This window comes from Herpetosiphonaceae bacterium, assembly GCA_036374795.1.
GTDB lineage: Bacteria > Chloroflexota > Chloroflexia > Chloroflexales > Kallotenuaceae > LB3-1.
In genome coordinates, this window is record DASUTC010000116.1 from 41,509 (window position 1) to 62,704 (window position 21,196).

The 21,196-nt window shown below is 65.7% G+C and carries 18 protein-coding genes; 9 read left to right on the forward strand and 9 right to left on the reverse strand.

Annotated elements, in window-relative coordinates:
- Positions 1-232 precede the first annotated feature (232 nt).
- Complete coding sequence (locus tag VFZ66_07835; protein ID HEX6289086.1) at positions 233-1,531, forward strand: NAD(P)/FAD-dependent oxidoreductase; 1,299 nt, start codon at positions 233-235, stop codon at positions 1,529-1,531.
- Between the two features lie 124 nt (positions 1,532-1,655).
- Here VFZ66_07835 and VFZ66_07840 read toward each other — a convergent pair whose 3' ends face one another.
- From VFZ66_07840 to VFZ66_07860, 5 genes are all read right to left on the reverse strand, one after another.
- A complete protein-coding gene (locus tag VFZ66_07840) occupies positions 1,656-2,522 on the reverse strand; it encodes a methyltransferase domain-containing protein (GenBank protein ID HEX6289087.1) in 867 nt (288 codons plus the stop codon).
- An 83-nt stretch (positions 2,523-2,605) separates the two neighbouring features.
- Positions 2,606-3,697 carry a methyltransferase domain-containing protein gene (locus tag VFZ66_07845; GenBank protein HEX6289088.1) on the reverse strand — a complete coding sequence of 364 codons (1,092 nt, stop codon included), beginning with the start codon at positions 3,695-3,697 and terminating at the stop codon, positions 2,606-2,608.
- An 82-nt stretch (positions 3,698-3,779) separates the two neighbouring features.
- Positions 3,780-4,229 carry a GNAT family N-acetyltransferase gene (locus VFZ66_07850; protein ID HEX6289089.1) on the reverse strand — a complete coding sequence of 150 codons (450 nt, stop codon included), beginning with the start codon at positions 4,227-4,229 and terminating at the stop codon, positions 3,780-3,782.
- Between the two features lie 217 nt (positions 4,230-4,446).
- Positions 4,447-5,373, reverse strand: a complete 927-nt coding sequence (locus tag VFZ66_07855) for an RNA polymerase sigma-70 factor (GenBank protein ID HEX6289090.1) — start codon at positions 5,371-5,373, stop codon at positions 4,447-4,449.
- On the reverse strand, positions 5,370-6,590 hold the full coding sequence (locus VFZ66_07860; GenBank protein HEX6289091.1) for an FAD-dependent oxidoreductase: 1,221 nt from the start codon (positions 6,588-6,590) through the stop codon (positions 5,370-5,372). The genes VFZ66_07855 and VFZ66_07860 overlap by 4 nt, the downstream gene beginning before the upstream one ends.
- A gap of 308 nt (positions 6,591-6,898) precedes the next feature.
- On the opposite strand from VFZ66_07860, the gene VFZ66_07865 reads away from it, so the two are divergent.
- Positions 6,899-8,302 (forward strand): alkaline phosphatase PhoX, encoded by a 1,404-nt coding sequence (locus tag VFZ66_07865; GenBank protein ID HEX6289092.1) that lies wholly within the window; start codon positions 6,899-6,901, stop codon positions 8,300-8,302.
- Positions 8,303-8,387: 85 nt separating this feature from the next.
- Here the strand turns inward: VFZ66_07865 and VFZ66_07870 are convergent, their stop codons facing one another.
- Together VFZ66_07870 and VFZ66_07875 are read right to left on the reverse strand one after the other, a co-directional pair.
- Positions 8,388-9,548, reverse strand: a complete 1,161-nt coding sequence (locus VFZ66_07870) for a VWA domain-containing protein (GenBank protein HEX6289093.1) — start codon at positions 9,546-9,548, stop codon at positions 8,388-8,390.
- A 133-nt stretch (positions 9,549-9,681) separates the two neighbouring features.
- A complete protein-coding gene (locus VFZ66_07875; GenBank protein ID HEX6289094.1) occupies positions 9,682-10,581 on the reverse strand; it encodes a MoxR family ATPase in 900 nt (299 codons plus the stop codon).
- A 399-nt stretch (positions 10,582-10,980) separates the two neighbouring features.
- Here VFZ66_07875 and VFZ66_07880 point away from each other — a divergent pair, with 399 nt between their 5' ends.
- The 7 genes from VFZ66_07880 (at position 10,981) to VFZ66_07910 (ending at position 19,021) form a co-directional block, all read left to right on the forward strand.
- Positions 10,981-12,906, forward strand: coding sequence for an ATP-binding cassette domain-containing protein (locus VFZ66_07880; GenBank protein HEX6289095.1), 1,926 nt, complete (start codon positions 10,981-10,983; stop codon positions 12,904-12,906).
- Positions 12,903-13,958 (forward strand): sulfate ABC transporter substrate-binding protein, encoded by a 1,056-nt coding sequence (locus VFZ66_07885; protein HEX6289096.1) that lies wholly within the window; start codon positions 12,903-12,905, stop codon positions 13,956-13,958. The genes VFZ66_07880 and VFZ66_07885 overlap by 4 nt, the downstream gene beginning before the upstream one ends.
- Positions 13,955-14,824, forward strand: a complete 870-nt coding sequence (gene cysT / locus VFZ66_07890) for a sulfate ABC transporter permease subunit CysT (GenBank protein HEX6289097.1) — start codon at positions 13,955-13,957, stop codon at positions 14,822-14,824. Before VFZ66_07885 ends, cysT begins: the two co-directional genes overlap by 4 nt.
- On the forward strand, positions 14,821-15,660 hold the full coding sequence (locus tag VFZ66_07895; GenBank protein HEX6289098.1) for a sulfate ABC transporter permease subunit: 840 nt from the start codon (positions 14,821-14,823) through the stop codon (positions 15,658-15,660). The genes cysT and VFZ66_07895 overlap by 4 nt, the downstream gene beginning before the upstream one ends.
- 214 nt (positions 15,661-15,874) lie before the next feature.
- Entirely contained in the window at positions 15,875-17,956 is a 2,082-nt protein-coding gene (locus VFZ66_07900; GenBank protein HEX6289099.1) for an ATP-binding protein, read from the forward strand.
- Positions 17,937-18,620, forward strand: coding sequence for a response regulator transcription factor (locus VFZ66_07905; GenBank protein ID HEX6289100.1), 684 nt, complete (start codon positions 17,937-17,939; stop codon positions 18,618-18,620). The genes VFZ66_07900 and VFZ66_07905 overlap by 20 nt, the downstream gene beginning before the upstream one ends.
- Before the next feature lie 107 nt (positions 18,621-18,727).
- The gene (locus tag VFZ66_07910; protein ID HEX6289101.1) at positions 18,728-19,021 is read left to right on the forward strand and encodes a hypothetical protein; all 294 of its coding nucleotides are present in this window, start codon (positions 18,728-18,730) and stop codon (positions 19,019-19,021) included.
- 274 nt (positions 19,022-19,295) lie between these two features.
- On the opposite strand, the gene VFZ66_07915 is transcribed toward VFZ66_07910, so the two are convergent.
- Together VFZ66_07915 and VFZ66_07920 are read right to left on the reverse strand one after the other, a co-directional pair.
- Entirely contained in the window at positions 19,296-20,399 is a 1,104-nt protein-coding gene (locus VFZ66_07915; protein ID HEX6289102.1) for a hypothetical protein, read from the reverse strand.
- 86 nt (positions 20,400-20,485) lie between these two features.
- Positions 20,486-21,196 (reverse strand): FAD binding domain-containing protein (locus VFZ66_07920; GenBank protein ID HEX6289103.1); only part of this gene is annotated, 711 nt, incomplete at its 5' end.

Genomic DNA, 21,196 nt, shown 5'->3' on the forward strand with positions numbered 1-21,196 from the left:
CGCTCATCTGCGGCTCGGCTCCTCAATCGCCAGCGCCACCGTCACGATCGGCTTGATCCGGCGCTGCGGCATAGTTCCTCTCGAAGCGCCTAGAGTGTATGCCAAACGTTAAGCCATTGTCAAGGCGCGTGAGCAGGCGATGAGCAGAAAACGACTCGTCAGGCGGGAAGGTATTTTGCGCTCGTCGGAATCGCGTATCATAGATCGTAGGTGAACGGAAGGAGCAACAGCGATGCGCGTTTTGATCGTCGGGGCCGGTCTTGCAGGGCTGACCTGCGCCCGGCACCTGCACCAGCAGCAGATACCTGTCACTGTGCTCGAAGCCTCGGACGACGTCGGCGGGCGCGTACGCTCGGATCGCGTCGAGGGCTTCACGCTTGATCGAGGCTTTCAGGTGCTCTTCGATGCCTATCCTGCCGTGCGGCGTAACCTGGACCTGGCGGCGCTCGATCTGCGCCCGTTCGAGCCCGGCGCGATCATCAGCTACAGCGGCCAGCAGACGGTTCTAACCGATCCGCTGCGCGATCGAAACTGGCGCGACGTGTCGCGTGCGGCGCTCACGCTGGCGATCCCGCCCGCCGACAAGCTGCGCACGCTGCGGCTGGCGCTCACGCTGCGCGGCGCTGAGACGGATCAGGACGCCGAGCCGGATACACAGAGCACGCTGGAGTATCTGCGCGCCGAGGGCTTTAGCGAGCGGACGATCGACCGCTTCTTCCGCCCCTTCTTCGGCGGCATCTTCCTCACGCGCGACCTGAGCACGACCGCCGCTGCGTTTCGCTTCTACTTTCGGATGCTGGCGAGCGGCAGGACCACGCTGCCCGCCGCCGGGATCGGCGCGATCACCAGGCAGCTTGCAGCGCCGCTCCGATCAGCGGAGCAGATCCGCTGCAACACGCGGGTCGTCGCGCTGCTGCGGGAGGGCGGTCGTGTCACCGGCGTGCGGCTGGACGACGGCGAGGAGCTGCGGGCCGATGCTGTCGTGCTGGCGACGGACGCGCCGAGTGCCGCGCAGCTCGCCGACCTGGCTACGCCGCAGGGAGCGCTTCAAACCGCCGCCGTCTATTTCGCTGGCCTGGAGCCGCTCTACACCAGCCGTAAGATCGTGCTCAACGCCGCATCGGATGCGTTTGTGAACAACGCCCAGCAGTTGAGCAACGTCGTGCCGGGCTACACGCCGCCGGAGCGCCACCTCTTGAGCGCGACCGTGCTGGACGTGCCCGACATGGACGACGGACAACTGGCGCTTGAGGTCATGCGCGATCTGCGGCGTATGTTTGCGGGCGATCAGGCGGCGCTTCAGGCGCTGCTGGGCTACTTCCCGCTGCGCGTATATCGCATTCGCTACGCGCAGTTTCGGCAGCCGCCCGGCATCTTCGGCACGCTGCCGGATAATCGCACCGAGCAGCCGGGCCTGTTCGTCGCCGCCGAGTGGACCGAAGCCAGCAGCATTAACGGCGCGATAACCAGCGGCGAGCGCTGCGCGGCGCTCGTCGCCGAAGCGCTACGCCAGCCCGTCGTCGGCGCGTGATCGATCCAGACATGTGAGCATCGAAAATCTGGTGGGGGCGTATTGCAATATGCCCCTACGGAAGCTATCACCCTCTAAAACGATGGGTTATCGTAGCACCGCCCACCGTGCCTGTGTCCAAAGGTTAGACCTTCTTCCCGCACGCGACGATCTCAAGCACGCTCATGAAAAAGTCGGGGCGATCGAGCAGATACACCTCGGAGCGAGGATCGATCAGCATATCGAACGCCTCGCGGGCCGCCGGTTCGAGGTAGCGCTCCGCGCGCTGGCGCAGATCGGTGAGATAGCCCTGGAGAAACGTTCGCTCGTCGTCGCTCAGCGGCGCTCCCCGGTTGATCGTGTAGGTCTTGATGCTGCACCGTGCCAGCTCAGCCATATCGAACGTGCTGCACAGATTGCGGCCAATATAAAACTTGCCGGTCATCTGCGTCTGCGCTTCGAGCGCCTCAAGCTGCGCCTTGCGCACCGTCAGCTCAAGCTCGGCGGGCCACGGCAGCAGCAGATGATGCACCGAGTCGTTCTCCAGAATGGCGACCGTGCCGCCAGGCCGCACTACGCGGCGCATCTCGCGCAGCGCGGCGACCGGATCGGGCAGGCTGTACAGGCTGTGCGCGCACCAGACCAGATCGAACTGATCGTCAGGGAAGGGCAGTCCGTCGATGCTCCCGACCTCGAAGCCGATCCGCCCGGCGACAGCGCTGCTGCGGACCCGCTCGCGCGCCGCCTCGATGTACGCGGGCGCAATATCCACGCCGATCACGCGGCCATCCGCCCCGACATGCTCCGCCAGCCACACCGAGTAGACGCCATCGCCGCAGGCCATGTCGAGCACGCGATCTCCCTCGCGCAGCGGTAGCTCCCCCACGATCGCGCGCAGCTCGGCGGCACACGCGCGATGATACGCGGCCAGCATCGGCGCGTACGCGGGCAGCGCGTGCTTGTCCAGCCCAGCGCCGACCTCCTGGGCAAATACGCTTTCTTGCTGTGTCATGAATCTCTGATCCGATCTCCTCTGCGTTTGCGGGCCGAGCCACGTATATCAAAAAATATGCCAGCTCTCTGGCGCTTCCGGCATCAGCCTTTGCGGCGCAGCACGTAGATGCGCGGACGCAAATGTCCGCCGCCGAACGGCAGCTTGATCGGCAGCACATGATCCAGCGTCCAGTCGGCGGCGGCATCCGCGACCAGTCCCTCCCACAGCCGAATGTCCTGCGTGATCGCCACGAACACGCCGCCGCCGATCGTGACGCGCGCGGCCTCACGCAGAATGCGAGGATAGAGCACAGTATTCGTCGCGTGGGAGCCGACCAGCTGGCCGAAGGGCAGGTCCGCCAGGATCGCATCAACCCATCCGTCGGGCGTGGGAAGATCGCCCGCGTCCCAGGCTTCCAGCCGGATGGCCTGCACATCGCTGGCCGCCACGTTTTCACGAGCGCACGCCAGCGCCGCCGGATCGATGTCGCAGCCCACGCCGATGCGCGCGGGCGCGGCCAGCAGCCGCTCGATCAGCAGCGAGCCGGAGCCGCAGCAGAGATTCAGCACCGTGTCGTCGGGATGCGGGTGAGACAGCAGCGCCATCGCATGGGCGACCGAGGCGTTGAGCGCGCCCGGCAGATTACAGACTCGCCAGGGACGCACCGAGAGCGGACGCGGCGACAGACGCAGCAGGGCATCCCAGCCCTCGGCATCACCCAGCGAGCGCCGCAGCCGCAGCAGCAGATCGCCTTCTTCGGGCGTGTACGCTAGCCCCGTAGCGCGCGCGATCTCGTCGCGCAGCCGCAGCATCACCGACGACTCCTGGCCTGCCGCGCTGATCCGAAAGGTCCGGAACGCGCCGCGTGGATGCAGATCGCGCACGTCGGCGATCATCCTCAGCAGCGTATCGAACGACGACTGTCCGAGCAGCGCCTTTGGACGCGGCACCGCGAAACGGCGGCACTCGTAGACCGCCAGCACGGTTTGCAGATCGAGCAGCGCGGCAGGATCGCCGCCGTAGCGGATCGGAATCAGCCCCTCCTTAGCCTGCGCCTCGATCGTCACATGCCGCCGCAGCCGACGCTGAAGCTCGTCGGCGGCAATCGCTTCCAGGCCGGGAATAACCTCCGCCTCGTAGCGCAGCGCTTCGGGCCGCGCGGGTGGGTGGTGCTCGGCTCGCCTACGTGTCATAGCTCTTTCACCAGGTGTGGCAGTTACTTGTCGGTTTCATAGCGCGGTGATCTAGCAACTTTCTCGCCTTCACGAGCGCGGCTCACTCGTCGCTCCGGTTGATCCACTTGGACATCGCCGGGCTATGGGGTGGCTGAGCCTTGTACCCGTGTCGCTCGTAGAAGCGCTGCAAGCCCGGCGTTGGCATGACGCCGACGATCAGGTTGCGATACGGCATCGCCTCGACGAAGCGGGTCAGCGCCGCCACGATGCGGCTGCCAATGCCACGGCCCTGGTATTCGGGCACAACCACCACATCGGTCAGGTACAGGTGCAGCCCGCCATCGCCGATCACCCGCCCGAAGCCAACGGTTTGATCGTCCGCCTGGGCGCAGACGGCATAGAGCGAATTGCTCAGGGCTAGCTCGACGGCGCGCTGCTCACGCCGCCGCCAGCCGACCGCCGTGATCGCTCGCAGGTACTCCTCCACAGTCGGCACACGCTCGACGATCGACACGGTGGGAGATTGCAGCGGTTGAGATCCGTTTGGCATACGCTAAGGTCTTTCAGGCTCCTCGCCTCGCTCTGCGAGAGATCCGGGTAGTCTTCCGCTGAAGCAGCAGACTCACGGTGCAGTTCGTCAACCGATTGTCCCTGCAAGCTAATCGCGCATAGATTTTACAGCGTTAGACAGCATAGAGCCACATGACCACGTACAAAGCGCTGGCGGTCGGTGTGACCGCCAGCGCTTGACCTGAACCACCGCAATCTTAATCGGCCAGCCGCTCGTACGGGCCGTGCGGCAGCTTGTCGGGATTGACGACCAGAAATAGCCGTTGGATCTTGCCATCGACGATCAGCAGGCTGACCACATTCTGCAACTGCCCGTCGATATAGATCAGCATGCCGGTCCGACCGTTGATCGTCGCCAGCCGCACCTCAAGCTGTCCCACGAACTTGCGGTCCAGCCCGATCAGGTAGCGCGCGATATGATCCGCGCCGCTGATGGGGTTGCGCGCGGCAAGCGCCTTGCCGCCGCTGTCGGCGTAGAGCACAGCATCGTGGGCCAGAAGCTGGACCATGCCCTGCACGTCGCCGTCGCGGGTGGCACGCAAAAAGTGATGGAGCAGCAGATCGTGCTCCTGCGGATCGGCGGGCGCAAGATGCCCCCCTGTGTCGAGGTGCTGACGAGCCCGGCGGGCGATCTGCCGACAGTTCTGCTCCGACTTGCCGATCACCTGCGCGATCTCGCCGTAGCTGAAGCCAAACGACTCGTGCAGCAGAAATACCGCCCGCTCCACCGGCGTCAGCCGCTCCAGCAGCAGCAGAAACGCCATCGAGAGATCGTCGGCCAGCTCCAGCATCGCAGCCGGATGATCGGCGTGCCCATCGGAGACAAGGAACGGCTCCGGCAGCCACGGCCCGACATAGTCGGTACGCCGGTTGCGCGCCGACTTCAGCGCGTCGATGCAGAGCCGCGTGACCAGCCGCACCAGAAACGCCGACGCATTCTCGACGCGCTCATGCGCGACGGCATGCCAGCGCACGTACGCATCCTGCACAATATCTTCCGCCTCGCTTACCGAGCCGAGCATCCGGTAGGCGATGCCGAAGAGCCGACGGCGCTCCCGCTCGAACATCGCTAGCGCCGTGTCCGGCGTGCGGCGCTCCCCGACCGGTCCATCCGCGTCGATCATGCCGAGATCTCCTGTGCTCTGCCCGCAGCCTGGCCGATCTCCCCCTGAGCCTTGCCGCTGCCCACCCAGTGATAGAGCGGAATGCCAAGCCGTAGCTCCTGCGCCACGATCGTATAGGTCGCCCGACAAATCAGCTCCTTGCTGTACACCGCGCGGCGCTGGGTCCAGATCTTGGGCCGCGCAGTGTCGTCGAGGGTGGTCCACTGCACCAGCCCATCGCGTCGCCCCAGGCTAATGCAGCGGGCGGCAAAGCCCAGGTCGAAGGGCTTCAGCTCCGCGCCGCGCAGCAGCCGCCGGATATTGTCGCCGACATGCCCGCCCATCGGCAGCGCGCTCGCACAGGCCATGCGGATCGTTTTCCCCCCCACGGTGATCGCCGCGGCGTCGCCAACTGCGAAGATGTTGGGCTGATCGACGGCCCGCAGCACCGCATCGACCACGACCCGGCCATCGCTGTCGACCTGAAGACCGGCCTCACGCGCCAGCGGCGGTGCCTCGAAGCCGCCGCACCATACACACATATCGAAGGGGAGCACCGTGCCGCTCGCCGTCCAGGCATGGCCCTGCTCGACGCCCGTGATCGGGGTCTGCTCCCAGACCTCGATGCCCAGCCGCGCCAATCGCTGGCGGAGATAATGCTCGCCTTCAGCGGAGTAGCCCTCGCCGATCCGCCCATTCGTCGTCAGGCCGACACGCAGCGTCGGAAAGCGCTCGGCCAGCTCCGCCGCCGTCTCGATGCCGGTCAGGCCCGCGCCGACGATCAGCACCCGCCCGCCGCGCCGCGCGACCTGCCGGATCTGCTCGGACGCGGCCTGCGCTGCCGCCTGATCGTCGAGCCGAACCGTGTGCGCCGCAACATCCGGCGTAGGCGCGGCGGTGCGGCTGCCAAGCGCGACGATCAGCTCGTCGTAGCCTAGCTCAAGGCGATTGCCCGCGCTATCACGCCCAACGACCCGCTGCCGGTCGGGCTGTAGCTGCTCCACAAACCCCTGCACGAACCGAACGCCGCGCCGTGCCAGCGCGGGCGCGAGCGCCAGCGTGCGCGGCGACGAGCCCGCCAGCGCCTCATGCAGCCGAATCCGCTGCACGAACTCAGGCCGCGCATTCACCAGCGTTATCTCCGCCGATCCGGCACGCGCGCTCCGTGCCGCCGCGATCAAACCAGCATATCCTCCGCCGAGGATCAGAATACGTCGTTTTCGTTGTAGGTACGTCATACGTTCCTCCTTATACAAAGAAGACGAACGACGCGGGCGAAACGTGACAGGCAGATCCGGCAATTCGAGCAGGACATTTTTTACACCATCTTAACTTTAGCTTAACTCTATGCTACTATAATCCTGAGCGGCAGGAATCAACGATAGCTTTGCTGAACGACCGCGCCATCCCACCGCTCCACTCCACGCCGCTCGCCCACCTGAGGAGCGCTGCCCAGCATCCTCCCTGCATGCTGCGGATGAACGTTGCACAAGTTCAGACCAAGCTAGCCAATATGTCCGATCATGTTAGGAAAAGGGAGCTTCACGTGACGAACATCGACCGACGAACGTTTCTACGGCGCACTGCGATTGCCAGCGGCGCATTGTTCGGGCTGGAAGGGTTGATTGCTCGTGGCGCGCTTGCCGCGCCGCATGATGGCGCGGGCCGGGCCGACAAGGGCAGCGGCGGCTATGGGCCGGTCTATCCCAGGCCCGCCAGGAATACCGGCGAGGTGCTGCTGGCGCTGCCTGAAGGCTTCGAGTACACCGTGCTCAGCCGCACCGGCTCGATCATGTCGAACGGCAGGCCGACGCCGCCCGTGTTCGATGGCATGGCCGCGTTTCCCGTCAACGGCCAGGTCCGGCTGGTTCGCAACCACGAGATCCGCAATCCGATCGGCACGCCTGGCGTAGCCATGGGCGATCAGTCGAAGGCGTACGATCCGCTGGCGGGCGGCGGCACGACGACGCTGATCGTCGATCCGCAGACGCGCGCGCTTGTCGGCGATTTTGTCAGCCTGGGCGGCACGCTCGTCAACTGCGCGGGCGGTCCCACGCCGTGGGGCACGTGGATTAGCTGCGAGGAAACCACGCTGGGTCGGCGCAAGCTCTTCGGACCCGGCGGTCGGCTCTTCGGCGGCGGCTTTGCCCAGGAGCACGGCTACTGCTTCGAGGTCAGCACGGCAGCCGACGATCAGACACCGGGTGTGGCGCTGCGGGCGATGGGCCGCTTCGTCCACGAGGCGGTTGCGGTCGATCCCGACACCGGCATCGTCTATGAAACCGAGGATCAGATCAGCGCCGGGTTCTACCGCTTCATCCCCGATCAGCCGGGCAACCTGGCGGCAGGCGGTCGCTTGCAAATGCTGGCGATCAAAGACCGTCCCGGCTACGATACGCGCCAGGGCCAGCGCATGGGCAAGCCGCTGCCGGTGACATGGGTCGACATCTCCGATCCCGATCCGACCAACGCCGACCTCAATCCGCTGGCGGTGTATCAGCAGGGCATCGCTCAGGGCGCGGCGACCTTCGCCCGGCTGGAGGGCTGCTGGTACGGCAACGGCAGCGTCTTCTTGAACGCGACGAGCGGCGGCGATCGGCGGCTGGGCCAGGTCTGGGAGTATCGTCCACGCGGCAACTCCGGCGGACAACTGATCCTGCTCTTCGAGTCGCCGAGCGCCGACGTGCTGGACGCGCCCGACAACCTGTGTGTCAGCCCGCGCGGTGGTCTGGTGCTGTGCGAAGACGGACGCGGCGATCAGTATGTGCGCGGCCTGACGCAGGATGGGCGAATCTTCGACATCGCGCAAAATCTGGCATACGTCAACGGCTCGGCCAACGAGTTCGCCGGTGCCACATTCAGCCCCGACGGCGAGACGCTGTTTGTCAACATCCAGAACCCCGGCCTGACATTCGCGATCTGGGGTCCGTGGTCCGAGGGCGCGCTCTAAGCTATCACCCTCACCCCTCACACACACGGGGCGACCGCAATGTGTCGCCTCGTGTCGATCTTTATTCCCTGCTCTTGATGGGACGCTACCGCCGCAGCGTGTCGGCCAGCTTCGCGCCGAGCTGCTCCAGGCTATGCAGGTTATGCACCGGCAGAAAATCGTCCACGTGCGGCAGCGCCGCTTGCAGGCCGCGTGTCAGCGGCTGGTAGCCGGGCATGCCCAGCAGCGGATTGAGCCAGATCAGCCGGTACGAGGTGCGCTGCAACCGCGCGATCTCGCGGCCCAGCAGCTCAGGATCGCCGCGATCCCAGCCATCGCTGATCAGCAGCACCACCGCGCCCCGTCCGAGCACGCGCCGACCCCACTTGAAATTAAACTCTTTGATCGCGTCGCCGATGCGCGTGCCGCCGCTCCAATCCTGCACCGCGCTGCCGACCGCCTGCACGGCCTCGTCGATGTCTTTGTGCTCAAGCATCCGCGTGATCCGCGTGAGCCGCGTGCCGAACACGAACGTCTCGACATCGCGCAGGCCCATGCTGATCGTGTGGACGAATTGCAGCAGAATCCGGCTGTAGCGATCCATCGAGCCGCTGATGTCGCAGAGCACGACCAGCGGACGCTGCTTGAGGCGGCGGGTTTTACGCCAGAGCATCACCATCTCGCCGCCGCTGCGCAGCGTGTGGCGCAGCGTCCGCCGCACATCGATCCGCCGCCCGTTGCCGCCGATCCAGCGCCGCACCGGGCGCAGCGACATACGGTAGGCGAGCTGCGCGATCAGCGCGCGGGCCTGCTCCATCTCATCGGCGTTGAACTGGGCAAAATCCTTGTGCCGCAGATGCTCGCTCCGGCTGAACGACATCTGGATCTCGATCTCTTCCTGCTCCTCGCGCGGACGCTCATCGTCGTGTGCCCGCTCAGGCCGATCGCGCTGCAAACGCCGTGGGATGCGCACCTCTTTGACGCGGCTGTCGGGCAGCGCAACGCCGCCGCCCTTGCCCTGGCGCTGCATGGCCCAGAAAAACTCCCAGGCTTCGTCGAAGAGCGGCAGGTCCTCGCGCCGCCGGATCAGGATCGTGCGGCAGGTGAGATAGACATCATCGCGCCGCCCGATCTCGACATGCTCCAGCGCAGCCAGCAAGTCGAGCATCTGGCCGGGATTGATCGCCACGCCAAACTGGCGCAGCAGCCGCCCGAAGGCCAGCAGGTGATCGAGCAGATGATGCTCGGTGAGCGGAGATGGCATCATAGTCAGCTCAAAGTTCCAAGTTTCGAGTTGCAGGACCTCACCCCGGCCCTGCGGGGCCACCCCTCTCCCGCTGCGCAGGCGATGGGGAGGAAGAGAAATCTGTGGGGGGCACCCGCCCCCGGCCTGACGGCTCCTACCCCGCCTGCTCCACCAGCGCAGGCAGGCCACGCTTACGCACCGCCTCGATGTCATCCTGATACTTGAGGATCGCGCCGAGCGTATCGTCGACCGTCTCGACATCCAGCGCCGTACGGTCGAGCGCCGTCAGCGCGGCCACCCAGTCGAGCGTCTCGGCGATCCCCGGCAGCTTATACAGGTCCATCTTGCGCAGCTCGTGAACGAAGGCCACTACCTGACGGCTCAGCCGCTCGTCGATGCCGGGCACGCGCGCGTGGACGATCTCGATCTCTTTCTGGATCGAGGGATAGTCGATCCAGTGATAGAGGCAGCGGCGCTTGAGCGCGTCGTGGATCTCGCGGGTGCGGTTGGAGGTCAGCACCACCACGGGTGGTCGCGCGGCGGCGATCGTGCCGATCTCAGGGATTGAGATCTGAAAATCGCTCAGCACCTCAAGCAGAAACGCCTCAAACTCATCGTCGGCCCGATCAAGCTCGTCGACCAGCAGCACCGGCGGTCGCTCCTCCGCGCTGCTCTCGATCGCCTGAAGCAGCGGACGTTTGAGCAGAAAATCGGGGCCGAAAATATCGTGGATCGCGCGATCTTTGGACTCGCCCTCAAGCTCGGCGGCGCGCAGATAGAGCATCTGGCGAGGAAAATTCCACTCATAGACCGCCGTCGAGACATCGAGGCCCTCGTAGCATTGGAGACGAATCAGCCGCGTGTCGAGCAGCCGCGCCAGCACCTTGGCGATCTCGGTCTTCCCGACACCGGCCTCGCCCTCAAGCAGCAGCGGCTTGCCGAGCTTCAGCGCCAGATAAACGGCGGTCGCCAGCGAGCGATCGGCGACATAGGCGTGCGCGGCCAGCGCGGATTGCAGCTCGTCGATCGATCTGAACATTGGCGTCGGGGACATAACGTTCGCTCCCTCCTTCCGGGCGCGTCGGCGGCGCATCCCGCTGCCTGTATCGTACCACGATCGTTCCAGATCGAAACGCAGGCAGCGCGGAGCCACTTGTCACCGCCACACAACCGCGATTGGAACCGCCTGGATCTATGCTGAAGCTAGAGCGCGGCAGCGCAGCCGACGTGCTCGCGGCAAGCAACGGCGCTACGCCAGGATCGACTCGAAAGAGCTGAGAGCCAGGAGCAGAGCACAACACCTCATTCCTTAGCCGACTGTTTGTGTGTTCCCTTGTTTCCTTGTTCTTTTGTTCCTTTGTTCTCTGGCTGTTCTTTGTTCTTTGTTCTACTCATACCTGTCACCGTTTTGTCACCGGCCTGGAACCGAGATGCTACCCGACGAGGAGAGCGTATGTCAATTGTGCTTGAACATCTGACCAAGCGCTACGAAGGCCATCCAGTCGTCAACAACACCTCGCTGGAGATCGCCGACGGCGAGTTTTTCGTGCTGCTGGGGCCGAGCGGCAGCGGCAAAAGCACGGTGCTGCGGATGATTGCGGGCCTGACCGGGATCGACCACGGGCGGGTGCTGCTCAATGGCCGCGACGTGACCCATCTGCCGCCGCAGCAGCGCAACGTCGGCTTTGTCTTTCAGCAGTACGCCCTGTTCCGCCACATGTCGGTCGCCGACAACATCGAGTTTGCGCTGCGCATTCGCAAAGTTGCCGCCGCCGAGCGCCGCCGCAAGCGCGACGAGCTGCTGGATCTGGTGGGGCTGGCGGGATTGGGCAATCGCATGCCGCACCAGCTTTCGGGCGGCCAGCAGCAGCGTGTGGCGCTGGCCCGCGCGCTCGCGCATCAGCCAGCGGTGCTGCTGCTCGACGAGCCGTTTGGCGCGCTGGATGCCAAGATTCGCACGGAGCTGCGGCGGACGCTGCGGCTGATTCAGCGCGAGCTGGGCACGACCACGATCTTTGTGACCCACGATCAGGAGGAGGCGTTCGAGCTGGCCGATCGGCTGGGCGTGATGAACGTCGGTCGGCTGCTTGAGGTCGGGCCGCCAACCGAGCTGTACCAGCGGCCACAGACCGAGTTTGTCGCCACGTTTCTGGGCACGGCCAACCTGCTGCTCGGCGAGTGTACCCCGCAGGGCGTGTGTGTCGGGCCGCTGCATTTTCCGCTGGAAACCGAGGCGCGACAAAACGGTGCTACCCAGCGCGTGCAGGTGCTCTTCCGGCCCGAAGACGTAACGCTGACTCTGGCGGACGCTCCGGCTATCGGCGCGACGCTGGGCCAGGCTGAGATCGAGCAGATCACGTTCGTCGGCTCGTTCGAGCGGCTGCGGCTGCGGCTGCCACCGCTGCCCCGCGTTCGTCCGATCGCTCCGGCCCCGCCCTTTGGCAGCGACACGATCCTGGTCGACGCGGCGCGCACCCAGGATCAGGCGCGTAGTCAGCCGCTCCAACCCGGCCAGCAGGTCTGGGTCGGCGTGCGGCGGATTCACGCGCTGACGCATCCCGGCCTGAATATCCTGATCGTCGCCGATGAAGCGATGGACAGCTCGGCGGCGCTATCCGTCGGCGGTCAACTGGCGCGGCTGGCACACGCGCGCACGACGCTGCTGGGCTACGGCAAGCACACCGCGACGCTGCAACAGCAGCTTCAGACGGCCCGCGAGCAGCTTGGCAGCGGCCTGCCCGCGCTCGACACGCTTGCTACCGTCGAGCCGCCCGCGGTCGCGGTCGCGCGCGAAACCGAGCGCAACCCCTACGATCTGGTGGTGCTAGGCGTGTCAGCACAGCAGGACATCGAGCTATCGGAGCAGATGCTTCAGGTAGGAGAGCATCATCTGCTGCTGGTGCCCAGGGCGCAGCCAACGCCCACGCACCTGCTGATCTGTGTCGCCAGCGGCGAGCCCGGCAAAGAGGATGTGCTCTTTGCGGGACGGCTGGCGCGGCACGTGGGAGCCGACGCGACGCTGCTCTCGGTGGTGCCAAACGATGATTCGCACGATCAGGCGCGCGAGCGAGCCGAGCGCTTTCTGGCAGCCGGTGCGCGGACCCTGGCAACGCTCGGCGTGTCCGCGCGGACGGTGATTCGCGCCGGGCAGGTGCGCGACGAGATTATTGCCGAGATGCGCGACGGCGGCCATGACCTGCTGGTGCTGGGCGCGCCTCTGAGCAGCCGCGACAGGCGCGGCGCGTTCGCCGGAGTGGTCGCGCAGCTTCTGGGCCAGGCTACCGAGCATCCCGTGCTGATCGTCCGCTCGCGCTACGCCGCCGGCACGGCGCGCGTGAGCTACAGCCGTGCAACCATGCTAGAGGAGGCTATTCGATGAACAAGTGCATCGCACTTTTGATCCTGTCCTTGCTCCTGACCGGCATCCTGGCTGGTTGCGGCGCAGCGCCCGGCAGCGCGGCATCTGGCGCTCCCGCCAGCGGCAAAGAGCTAACGCTGACCCTGGGCGCGTACACCACGCCGCGCGAAGCATACAAAAAGCTGATCCCGATCTTTCAGGAGCGCTGGAAGCAGCAGACGGGCCAGACCGTCAAGTTCGAGGAGTCGTATCTTGGGTCGGGCGCGCAATCACGGGCGATCGTCGAGGGCTTCGAGGCCGATATTGCCGCGCTGTCGCTGGAGGCCGACATCACCCGTATCGCGGATGCTGGCCTGATCACGCACGACTGGAAGGCCAGAAAGGACAACGGCATCATCAGCACGTCGATCGTCGCGTTCGCGGTGCGTGAGGGCAATCCCAAGCAGATCAAAGACTGGGCCGATCTGGCGAAGCCGGGCGTCGAGGTGCTGACGCCCAATCCCAAGACCAGCGGCGGCGCGATGTGGAATATGCTGGCGCTCTACGGCGCGGCGCGGCGCGGCTTTGTGCAGGACGTGCCCAAGAACGACGACGCAGCCGCGACGACGTTTCTCAAGGCGGTGCTCAAAAACGTGAGCGTCCTCGACAAAGGCGCGCGCGAGAGCATCACCAACTTCGAGAAAGGTGTCGGCGATATCGCGATCACCTACGAAAACGAGGTGCTGGTCGCGCAGCAGAGCGGCGAGAAGATGGATCTGGTTATCCCGCGCTCGACGATCCTGATCGAAAATCCGATCGCGCTGGTCGATACCTACGTGGACAAGCACGGCACGCGCGAGGTGGCGGAGGGGTTCTTGGAGTTCCTCTACAGCCAGGAGGCGCAGCAGGTCTTCGCCGAGTACGGCCTGCGCTCGCTCGATCAGCAGGTTGCCAAAGCTACCGCCGATCGCTATCCGGCGGTCGAGGATCTGTGGACGGTACAGGAGTTTGGCGGCTGGGCGAAAGCCACGCCCGATTTCTTTGGCGAGAGCGGGACCTACACGCGCGCTATCGCCGAGGTGCAAGGCCAATGACCACACTTACGTCAACTCGCCCGTATCCGATCAAGGAGCCGTCGGCGCGGCCCTGGGGCCGCTGGAGCGTGCGCGCGGTCGCGCTGACCTACCTGACGGTTATGCTGATCCTGCCGCTGGCGGTGATCGTGCGCTACGGCTTGCAGGACGGACTACGCGGCATCTGGGAGTCGCTCACGCAGCCAGTCGCGTGGCACGCCCTGAAGCTCACGCTGTGGACCGCCGCGATCATGGCGCTGATCAATGCGGTGATGGGCACGCTCACGGCCTATGTGCTGGTGCGCTACACCTTTCCGGGCAAGGCGCTGCTCAACGGCGTGATCGATCTGCCGTTTGCGATCCCGACGCTGGTCACGGGCGTGACGCTGGTGGTGCTGTACGGGCCGCAGAGCGCCCTCGGCTCCTGGCTCGACCGGGCGCTTGGCCTGCGGATCATCTTCGCGCCGCCGGGGATCATCCTGGCGCTGCTCTTCGTGGCCTTTCCCTTCGTGGTGCGCACGGTGCAGCCGGTGCTGGAAGCGCTCGATCGCGATCAGGAGGAGGCGGCGGCCACGCTTGGCGCGGGCGCGTGGACCATCTTCCGGCGGGTGACGCTGCCACCGCTGGCGATGCCGCTGATCAGCGGCACGCTGCTCAGCTTTGCCAGAGCGATCGGCGAGTTCGGCGCGATCGTGATCGTCGCGGGCAATCTGCCGCTGCGCTCGCAGACGGCGGCGGTCTATGTCTATGGCGAGATCGAGGCGGGCAACCAGCGCGACGCGAGCGCGATCTCGGTGGTGATGCTGGCAATCGCCTTTGCGCTGGTGCTGCTGGTCGATTATCTTCAGCCACGGAGCGCCCGGCGCGCGCAGGAGGAGCCGCGATGAGCACGATGATCGATGCGCATAGCGCGCGTCCGGCGACGACGCTTGAGATCTGGCGGCGGCGCGTGCTGATCGGCATTGTCGTCGGCTACATGGCGCTGCTGATTCTGGCCCCGATCGGTGCGCTGATCGCCGGGGCGTTCGCGGAGGGCATTGGCGCGATGTTCGGCGCGCTGAGCGATCCCGACGTGCTATCGGCCTTCTGGCGCACGCTGCTGATCGCGGGCATTGTGATCGTCGTCCATGTGATCTGCGGCACCGCTGTAGCCTGGGTGCTGGTGCGGCATCGCTTTCCCGGTCGGCGGCTGCTCAACGCGCTGATCGATCTGCCCTTCGCGGTATCGCCGGTGATCGCGGGCCTGATGCTGATTCTGCTCTTTGGGCGGCGTGGCCTGTTCGCGCCGCTGATCGAGACAACCGGCATCCAGATCGCCTTTGCGCTGCCGGGCATGATCATCGCGACGCTCTTCGTCACGCTGCCGTTCATGGTCCGCGAGCTGATGCCGGTGCTTGAGGCGTTCGGGATCGAGCAGGAGCAGGCCGCCGCCACGCTCGGCGCGAGCGGCTGGCAAAGCTTCCGGCTGGTGACGTTTCCGGCGCTGCGCTGGGGCTTTATCTACGGCCTGACGCTGACGTTTGCCCGCGCACTGGGCGAGTTCGGCGCGGTGCTGGTGGTGAGCGGCGGCGTGCAGGGCCGCACCGAGACGGCGACGATGTACGTCTTTCGCGCGCTTGACGAGCGGCAGTATACTGGGGCGTATAGCGCGGCGCTGGTGCTGGGGCTGTTTTCGCTCCTGCTGGTGCTGGGCGCTGAGCTGCTGCGGCGCAGGGAGCGCTGAGAGCGGCTCCGCGCGGTTGCTGCAACTGACGGACACTGCGACACGTACAGCTTAACATGGCTGTCGCGTCGCAGTGTCGCAGCCTTATGGCTATGCATGACCATGCCTGTTCTCCCGACGCAGTACGTTTCATCGCTAGCATTCGCCGCGCATCGTGCTATCATTCAGTGACAGTTGTACAGAATAGTGGTTGCCGTTGGTAGCTTGAACCCTCATGCAGAATCTCATCCGCCGGTTACGCCTCAGCACGCTGCTCATCGGCCTGAACGTTGGGCTGCTGCTGCTGGCTGTCACCGGCGTTGCCTTTGTGGCCGTGCGGCTGCTTCAGCAGCTTGCCGATGAGCAGGCCTTGGCCCGTGTCTCGCAGGCCGGGCTGATCGCCCGCCAGGAGATCGTGCTGACCGGAGACGATGCGCTGACCTCGGCGCGGCTGCTGGCGGAGCGGCCCACGCTGCACCGCATGCTCCGGAACGACGACGCACCGGCTCTGGCGACGTTTCTCGCGCAGTTCCAGCAGACCAGCCAGCTTAGCGGCAGCGCCGTGCTCCGTGATGGGCGAATCGTCGCGCGGAGCGGCGCGGACCTGCCGTGGAGCGCGATCTGGGCGGCCCGGCAGCATGACGAGATGCGCTTCCTCCACCCGGCACAGCCCGACGATCCACTGATCCTCGGCGCGTGGGCCAGCCTTCCCGAACAGCCCGGCAGCTTCGTGATCGTCGCGCATCTGCTCGATGCGACCTTTGCCCAGGCGTTGAGCGCCGAGCTAAGCCTGCCCACGGCGATCGTCAACCGGCAAACAGCACGGACGAGCGCTCCGCCACATGCCGCGCTGCGCGAGCAGACGCTTACAACCGGCGAGCCAGCCGCAGCGCGCATCGACGCGCAGAGCCGCTACGTCGCGGTTGTGCCCGTGCGCGCGTTTGGCAGCGATACGGTGGGACTGGTCGAGATTACGATGCCGACCAGCAGCGTTACCCGCTCGCTGCAAAAGCTGGTCCAGACGCTACTCGTGCTGGCGCTGCTGGTGACTACGCTGGCGGCGCTGGCAAGCTTGCTGATCGGGCGACGGCTCGGACAGCCGCTTCAGGCGCTAACCGTCTCGGCGGAGCGGATCGGACACGGCGATCTGGCAACGCCGGTGCCGGTCGCTTCGGGGGCGGAGATCGGCACACTGGCGACGACGCTCGACGAGATGCGGCGGCATCTGCTTCAGCTTACCGCCGATCTGCGGCGGCAGCAGGCGGAGGCTCAGGCGATCGTCACGGGCATCGTCGAGGGCGTCTTTACCGTGGACCGCCAGCGCCGCATCCGCTATCTCAATCCCCAGGCCGCCGCGCTGCTTGGCGTCGAGGCGCACGCGGCGATCGGGCGCTTCTGCGGCGATGTGCTCAATCCTCAAGGTCCCGGCGGCGTGCGGCCCTGTGAGGAGCAGTGCCCGATCGTCCATGCGCGCTTCCGTGGCGGCGCGCGCGCGACCGAGCATTTGCTGCTGCGCGACGGACAGCGCCGAACGGTGGTGATCACCAGCGCGCAGCCAGAGGAGGAGCAGCAGGTGCAGGTGTTGCGCGACGAGACTGAGATCGAGGCGACGCGGCGGCTGCGCGATAGCGTGCTGGCGAATATCTCGCACGAGTTCCGCACGCCGCTGTCGGCGCAGCTTGCCTCGATCGAGCTGCTGCTCGATCAACTCCCCGATCTGACGATCGATCAGATCGGCCATCTGGTGCTGGCGCTCCAGCGCGGCACGCTGCGTCTGACGCAACTGATCGATAATCTGCTGGAGAGCGCACGCATCGAGTCGGGCCAGTCCACGATCCGCCACCGGCCCGTCGCGCTGGACGAGGTCGTCGAGTCGGCGCTTGAGCTGGCGCATCCGCTGATCGATCAGCGCGGCCAGGATGTGGTCGTCGAATTACCATATCCGCTGCCGGTGATCTCCGGCGACGCGCCGCGCCTGACGCAGGTCTTCGTCAATCTGCTGGCGAACGCCAACAAATTCGCGCCGCCCGGCTCGACGATTCGGATCGGCGGCGCGGTCGATCGGACGACCGTCACGCTGTGGGTGCAAGATCAGGGGCCGGGCATGCCGCAGCATGCCGGGCCTGCGCTCTTCGGGCGTTTCGTGCGCTCCTCCGACGAGGAGCCGGAGCAGAGCGGCGTGGGCCTCGGCCTGTGGATCACTAAGTCGATCGTCGAGCGCCACGGCGGGCGGATTGCGGTTCAGAGCGCCGATAGCGGCACGCGCATCGAGGTTATCTTGCCGCAGGAGCAGACCCATGAAACTATTAGTCGTTGACGACGATCTGGAGCTACAGGGCTTGATCGGCTTCGCGCTGCGCCAGGCTGGCTATCTCGTGCTCACAGCCGACGACGGGCCGGGCGCACTGGCCGTGTTCGAGCGCGAGCAGCCCGATCTGGTGATCCTTGACGTGAATCTGCCGGGGCTGAGCGGCTTCGAGGTCTGCCGCCGCATTCGCGCGGATTCTACCACGCCGATCATGATGCTGACGGTCCGCAGCGGCGAGGAAGATATAGTCCACGGGCTGGATCTGGGCGCGGACGACTATCTCGCCAAGCCGTTCAGCCCGCGTACGCTGCTGGCTCGCGTGCGCGCGCTGCTGCGCCGGTCCGAGATCGAGCGCCCCGCGCCGCTCTCCGCAGGCGATCTGCATCTCAACGTCGAAGATCAGACGGCTCGCATCGGCAGCAGCCCCCCGATTCGCCTGACCAACCTCGAATTCCGGCTGCTGCAATACCTGCTGGCGAACGCCACGCATACGATCCCCGCCGAGCGGCTGACCAGCCATGTGTGGGGCTATCGCGGCGTCGGCGATCGGCAGCTGCTCAAGCAGCTTGTGCATCGTCTGCGCCAGAAGATCGAGCGCAGCCCGACCGAGCCGCAGTATATCATCACCGTCGCCGGGATCGGCTACATGCTCCAGCCGGGCAGGCAGCAGTAGCGCGGATGCTCACGTCAATAGCGCAATCGATTCATGAAAACCTTGCCAGGCTGGTCTAGCTCATGCTACGATAAACTCATCGCTTGAGAACATGAGAGGGAGCATCTATGACGGCAAACCTACAGCATCTTATTGGCGAAGCGCAGGTGCTCTCGCCGCAAGAACAGGTCGAGCTTATCAGTGCCGTATCGCAGTTCTTGCACCAGAGCTATCAGCCACCCCTAATAGCTGACTTCTGGCAGCCAAAAACGCCTGACCAATTGATACAGGCGCAGGCCATCCAGCCTGTTCGTGATATTTCCGACCTCGTTTTTGACGATTGGCCGGAGGGCGAGACAGTGGACGATATGGTTGCATACATCGAGCAGCAGCGCCATGCGGATCGGTTTCATAGAGCATGAGCGTCTTACTACTCGACACAAATATCGTTTCGTATCTCCTGAAAGGTGACACACGCAACTGCTTATGCGCCCTACTTGAATGAGCAGACATTAGCCATCTCGTTTATGACTGTTGCGGAGCTTTACCAATGGGCAGCCATTCGCGCTTGGGGACCGCAGCGCAGGAGACGCCTCGAAGAACAGCAGTTACAAAGACCTCGTAGCACAAAGCCTGTCAATCGGCCCAACCCTCACCCCGTCATCCGTGGATACGACGGGATCAACGCCTTAGCCCTCAACGCTGCGCCGGCCTCCAGGCTGGCTCATCGCCCGCTTTGAGCACCTGTCGCGGCTCGCGTGCGCCGCCGGTCGTCGGCACGATCCACAGACCGGCCAGATCTTCCTCAAGGCCCTTCCTGGCAAAGACCAGCGCCCGGTCGTCGGGCGACCAGTCCATCGCCACGATCTCGCGGTTGGTGAAGACCTCCTCCATCAGCGGCTTTGCGCCCGCCAGATTCAGCGCCGAGATGCCCGTGTTGATCTGCGGGCTGCAATCCAGCGCGGTGATCGCCGCCAGACGCGGCTGCTGGTGTGCCCAGGTCGCCTGGTAGACGCAGCTTGTCGGCGCGTACTCCTGGCTGATGTCGATCGTCGTGCTGGTCGCCAGATCGATGAAAAAGGCGTTATAGCCCCGCCCACAGCCGATCGACAGCGCCACCTGCGTCTCCGATCCCACGCTCAGATGAGCCGCGCGGCACAGTCCGCCGGGCTGCGTATAGACCACCGTCTCGGCTCCCGATGCATCGCGTCGGACCACCTCGATCTCTGCCTCGTCGGCCTGCGCGCGCCGCGTGAAGAAGAGCGCGCCGTCGCGGGAGTACGCAGGATACAGCTCGTCGGCGGGCGTGCTCGTGACACGGGTCAGGTCCGATCCATCCGCGCGCATCGTCGCGATTTCGGGATTGCCGTCGTAGAGCCGCACAAACGCGAGCGTCTGCCCATCCGGCGACCACGCCGGGCTGCTGCTCTGGCCCTCGCCGGTTAGCTGCCGCGTCTCGCCGCTCGCCAGATCGAGCAGCCAGATGTTGCCGTCCTCGACGTAGGCGATCTCGCCGCCGGACTGATCTACGGCGGCGGTGCTCGTCACGGCGGGCGCGGGCGGTGTGCTGGTAGCGGCGCTGGTTTCGACAGCCGTCGGCAGCATGGTTGGTACAGGCTCGGCGGTCGGCGTAAGCTGAGCGGAGGCGCTGGACGCTGCCGGTTGTGGCGACGGACTCGGCATGGGCTGGTCGGCGGGGAGCGCAGGGCCGCCACACGCGACCAGCAGGCAGAGCAGCGCAGGCAGCAGACAGCGCTGCCGGATTCGCCAAAAGGCCTGAGACGTAGGTCGGATCGACAAAACGTGAAACTCCTTAGCTGACGACTCCTTCACAGCAGGGCACAGCCTGCGACGTTGCAAGCCGTGCCCTCCGCTTCCAGCCATCGTTATTGTGCCTGCTCCAGCGCCCTGGTCAGCGCCCGCTTCGCCAGCACCCGCGCCAGATGCGCGCGATACGACTCGGAGGCGCTGATGTCCTCGATCAGCTCCAGCCCGCTCGACGCCTGCTCGGCTGCCGCCGCAATGCTGTCGGCTGAGGGCTGCTTGTCGAGCAGCATATTCTCGGCCAGCGTCGCGCGCTGCGCCTTGGGACCAGCGCCCGTCACCGCGATGCGGCAGGCGGCGACGCTGCCGGTATCGCCCAGGTGCAGCAGCGCCGCCACCCCGACGATCGCGTAGCCCGACGCCGGATGCTTGAACTTCTCGTAGGCCATGCCCACGCGCCCAGAGATCTGCGGAATGCTGATCTCGGTTAAGATCTCGCCCTGATCCAGCGCGCTCTGGAGCATCTCGACAAAGAAATCGTCGGCGGCGATCGTCCGCTCGCCGCTCGGCCCGACCGCCCGCATCTGCGCGCCGAGCGCCAGCACCACGGCGGGCATATCGGCGGCGGGATCGGCGTGGGCCAGCGAGCCGCCGATCGTGCCCCGGCTGCGCACCTGCGGATCGCCGACGCTCTGCGCGCACTCGACCAGCATCGGCACGCGCTGCGCCAGCTCCGACGATTGCTCCAGCTCGTGATACGTCGTGTACGCCCCAATGCCGATCCCGCCGTTGACCCGAATGCCCTTCAGCTCTGGGATCTTGCCGATGTCCAC

What these genes read in the sequence shown, in the direction of transcription:
- VFZ66_07875 (HEX6289094.1), bottom strand. Translation starts at nt 10,581, where the DNA reads ATGTCCCCGACGCCAATGTTCAGATCGATCGACGAGCTGCAATCCGCG.
- VFZ66_07905 (HEX6289100.1), top strand. Translation starts at nt 17,937, where the DNA reads ATGAAACTATTAGTCGTTGACGACGATCTGGAGCTACAGGGCTTGATC.
- VFZ66_07910 (HEX6289101.1), top strand. Translation starts at nt 18,728, where the DNA reads ATGACGGCAAACCTACAGCATCTTATTGGCGAAGCGCAGGTGCTCTCG.
- VFZ66_07870 (HEX6289093.1), bottom strand. Translation starts at nt 9,548, where the DNA reads ATGATGCCATCTCCGCTCACCGAGCATCATCTGCTCGATCACCTGCTG.
- VFZ66_07840 (HEX6289087.1), bottom strand. Translation starts at nt 2,522, where the DNA reads ATGACACAGCAAGAAAGCGTATTTGCCCAGGAGGTCGGCGCTGGGCTG.
- VFZ66_07880 (HEX6289095.1), top strand. Translation starts at nt 10,981, where the DNA reads ATGTCAATTGTGCTTGAACATCTGACCAAGCGCTACGAAGGCCATCCA.
- cysT (HEX6289097.1), top strand. Translation starts at nt 13,955, where the DNA reads ATGACCACACTTACGTCAACTCGCCCGTATCCGATCAAGGAGCCGTCG.
- VFZ66_07850 (HEX6289089.1), bottom strand. Translation starts at nt 4,229, where the DNA reads ATGCCAAACGGATCTCAACCGCTGCAATCTCCCACCGTGTCGATCGTC.
- VFZ66_07895 (HEX6289098.1), top strand. Translation starts at nt 14,821, where the DNA reads ATGAGCACGATGATCGATGCGCATAGCGCGCGTCCGGCGACGACGCTT.
- VFZ66_07900 (HEX6289099.1), top strand. Translation starts at nt 15,875, where the DNA reads ATGCAGAATCTCATCCGCCGGTTACGCCTCAGCACGCTGCTCATCGGC.
- VFZ66_07855 (HEX6289090.1), bottom strand. Translation starts at nt 5,373, where the DNA reads ATGATCGACGCGGATGGACCGGTCGGGGAGCGCCGCACGCCGGACACG.
- VFZ66_07845 (HEX6289088.1), bottom strand. Translation starts at nt 3,697, where the DNA reads ATGACACGTAGGCGAGCCGAGCACCACCCACCCGCGCGGCCCGAAGCG.
- VFZ66_07835 (HEX6289086.1), top strand. Translation starts at nt 233, where the DNA reads ATGCGCGTTTTGATCGTCGGGGCCGGTCTTGCAGGGCTGACCTGCGCC.
- VFZ66_07885 (HEX6289096.1), top strand. Translation starts at nt 12,903, where the DNA reads ATGAACAAGTGCATCGCACTTTTGATCCTGTCCTTGCTCCTGACCGGC.
- VFZ66_07860 (HEX6289091.1), bottom strand. Translation starts at nt 6,590, where the DNA reads ATGACGTACCTACAACGAAAACGACGTATTCTGATCCTCGGCGGAGGA.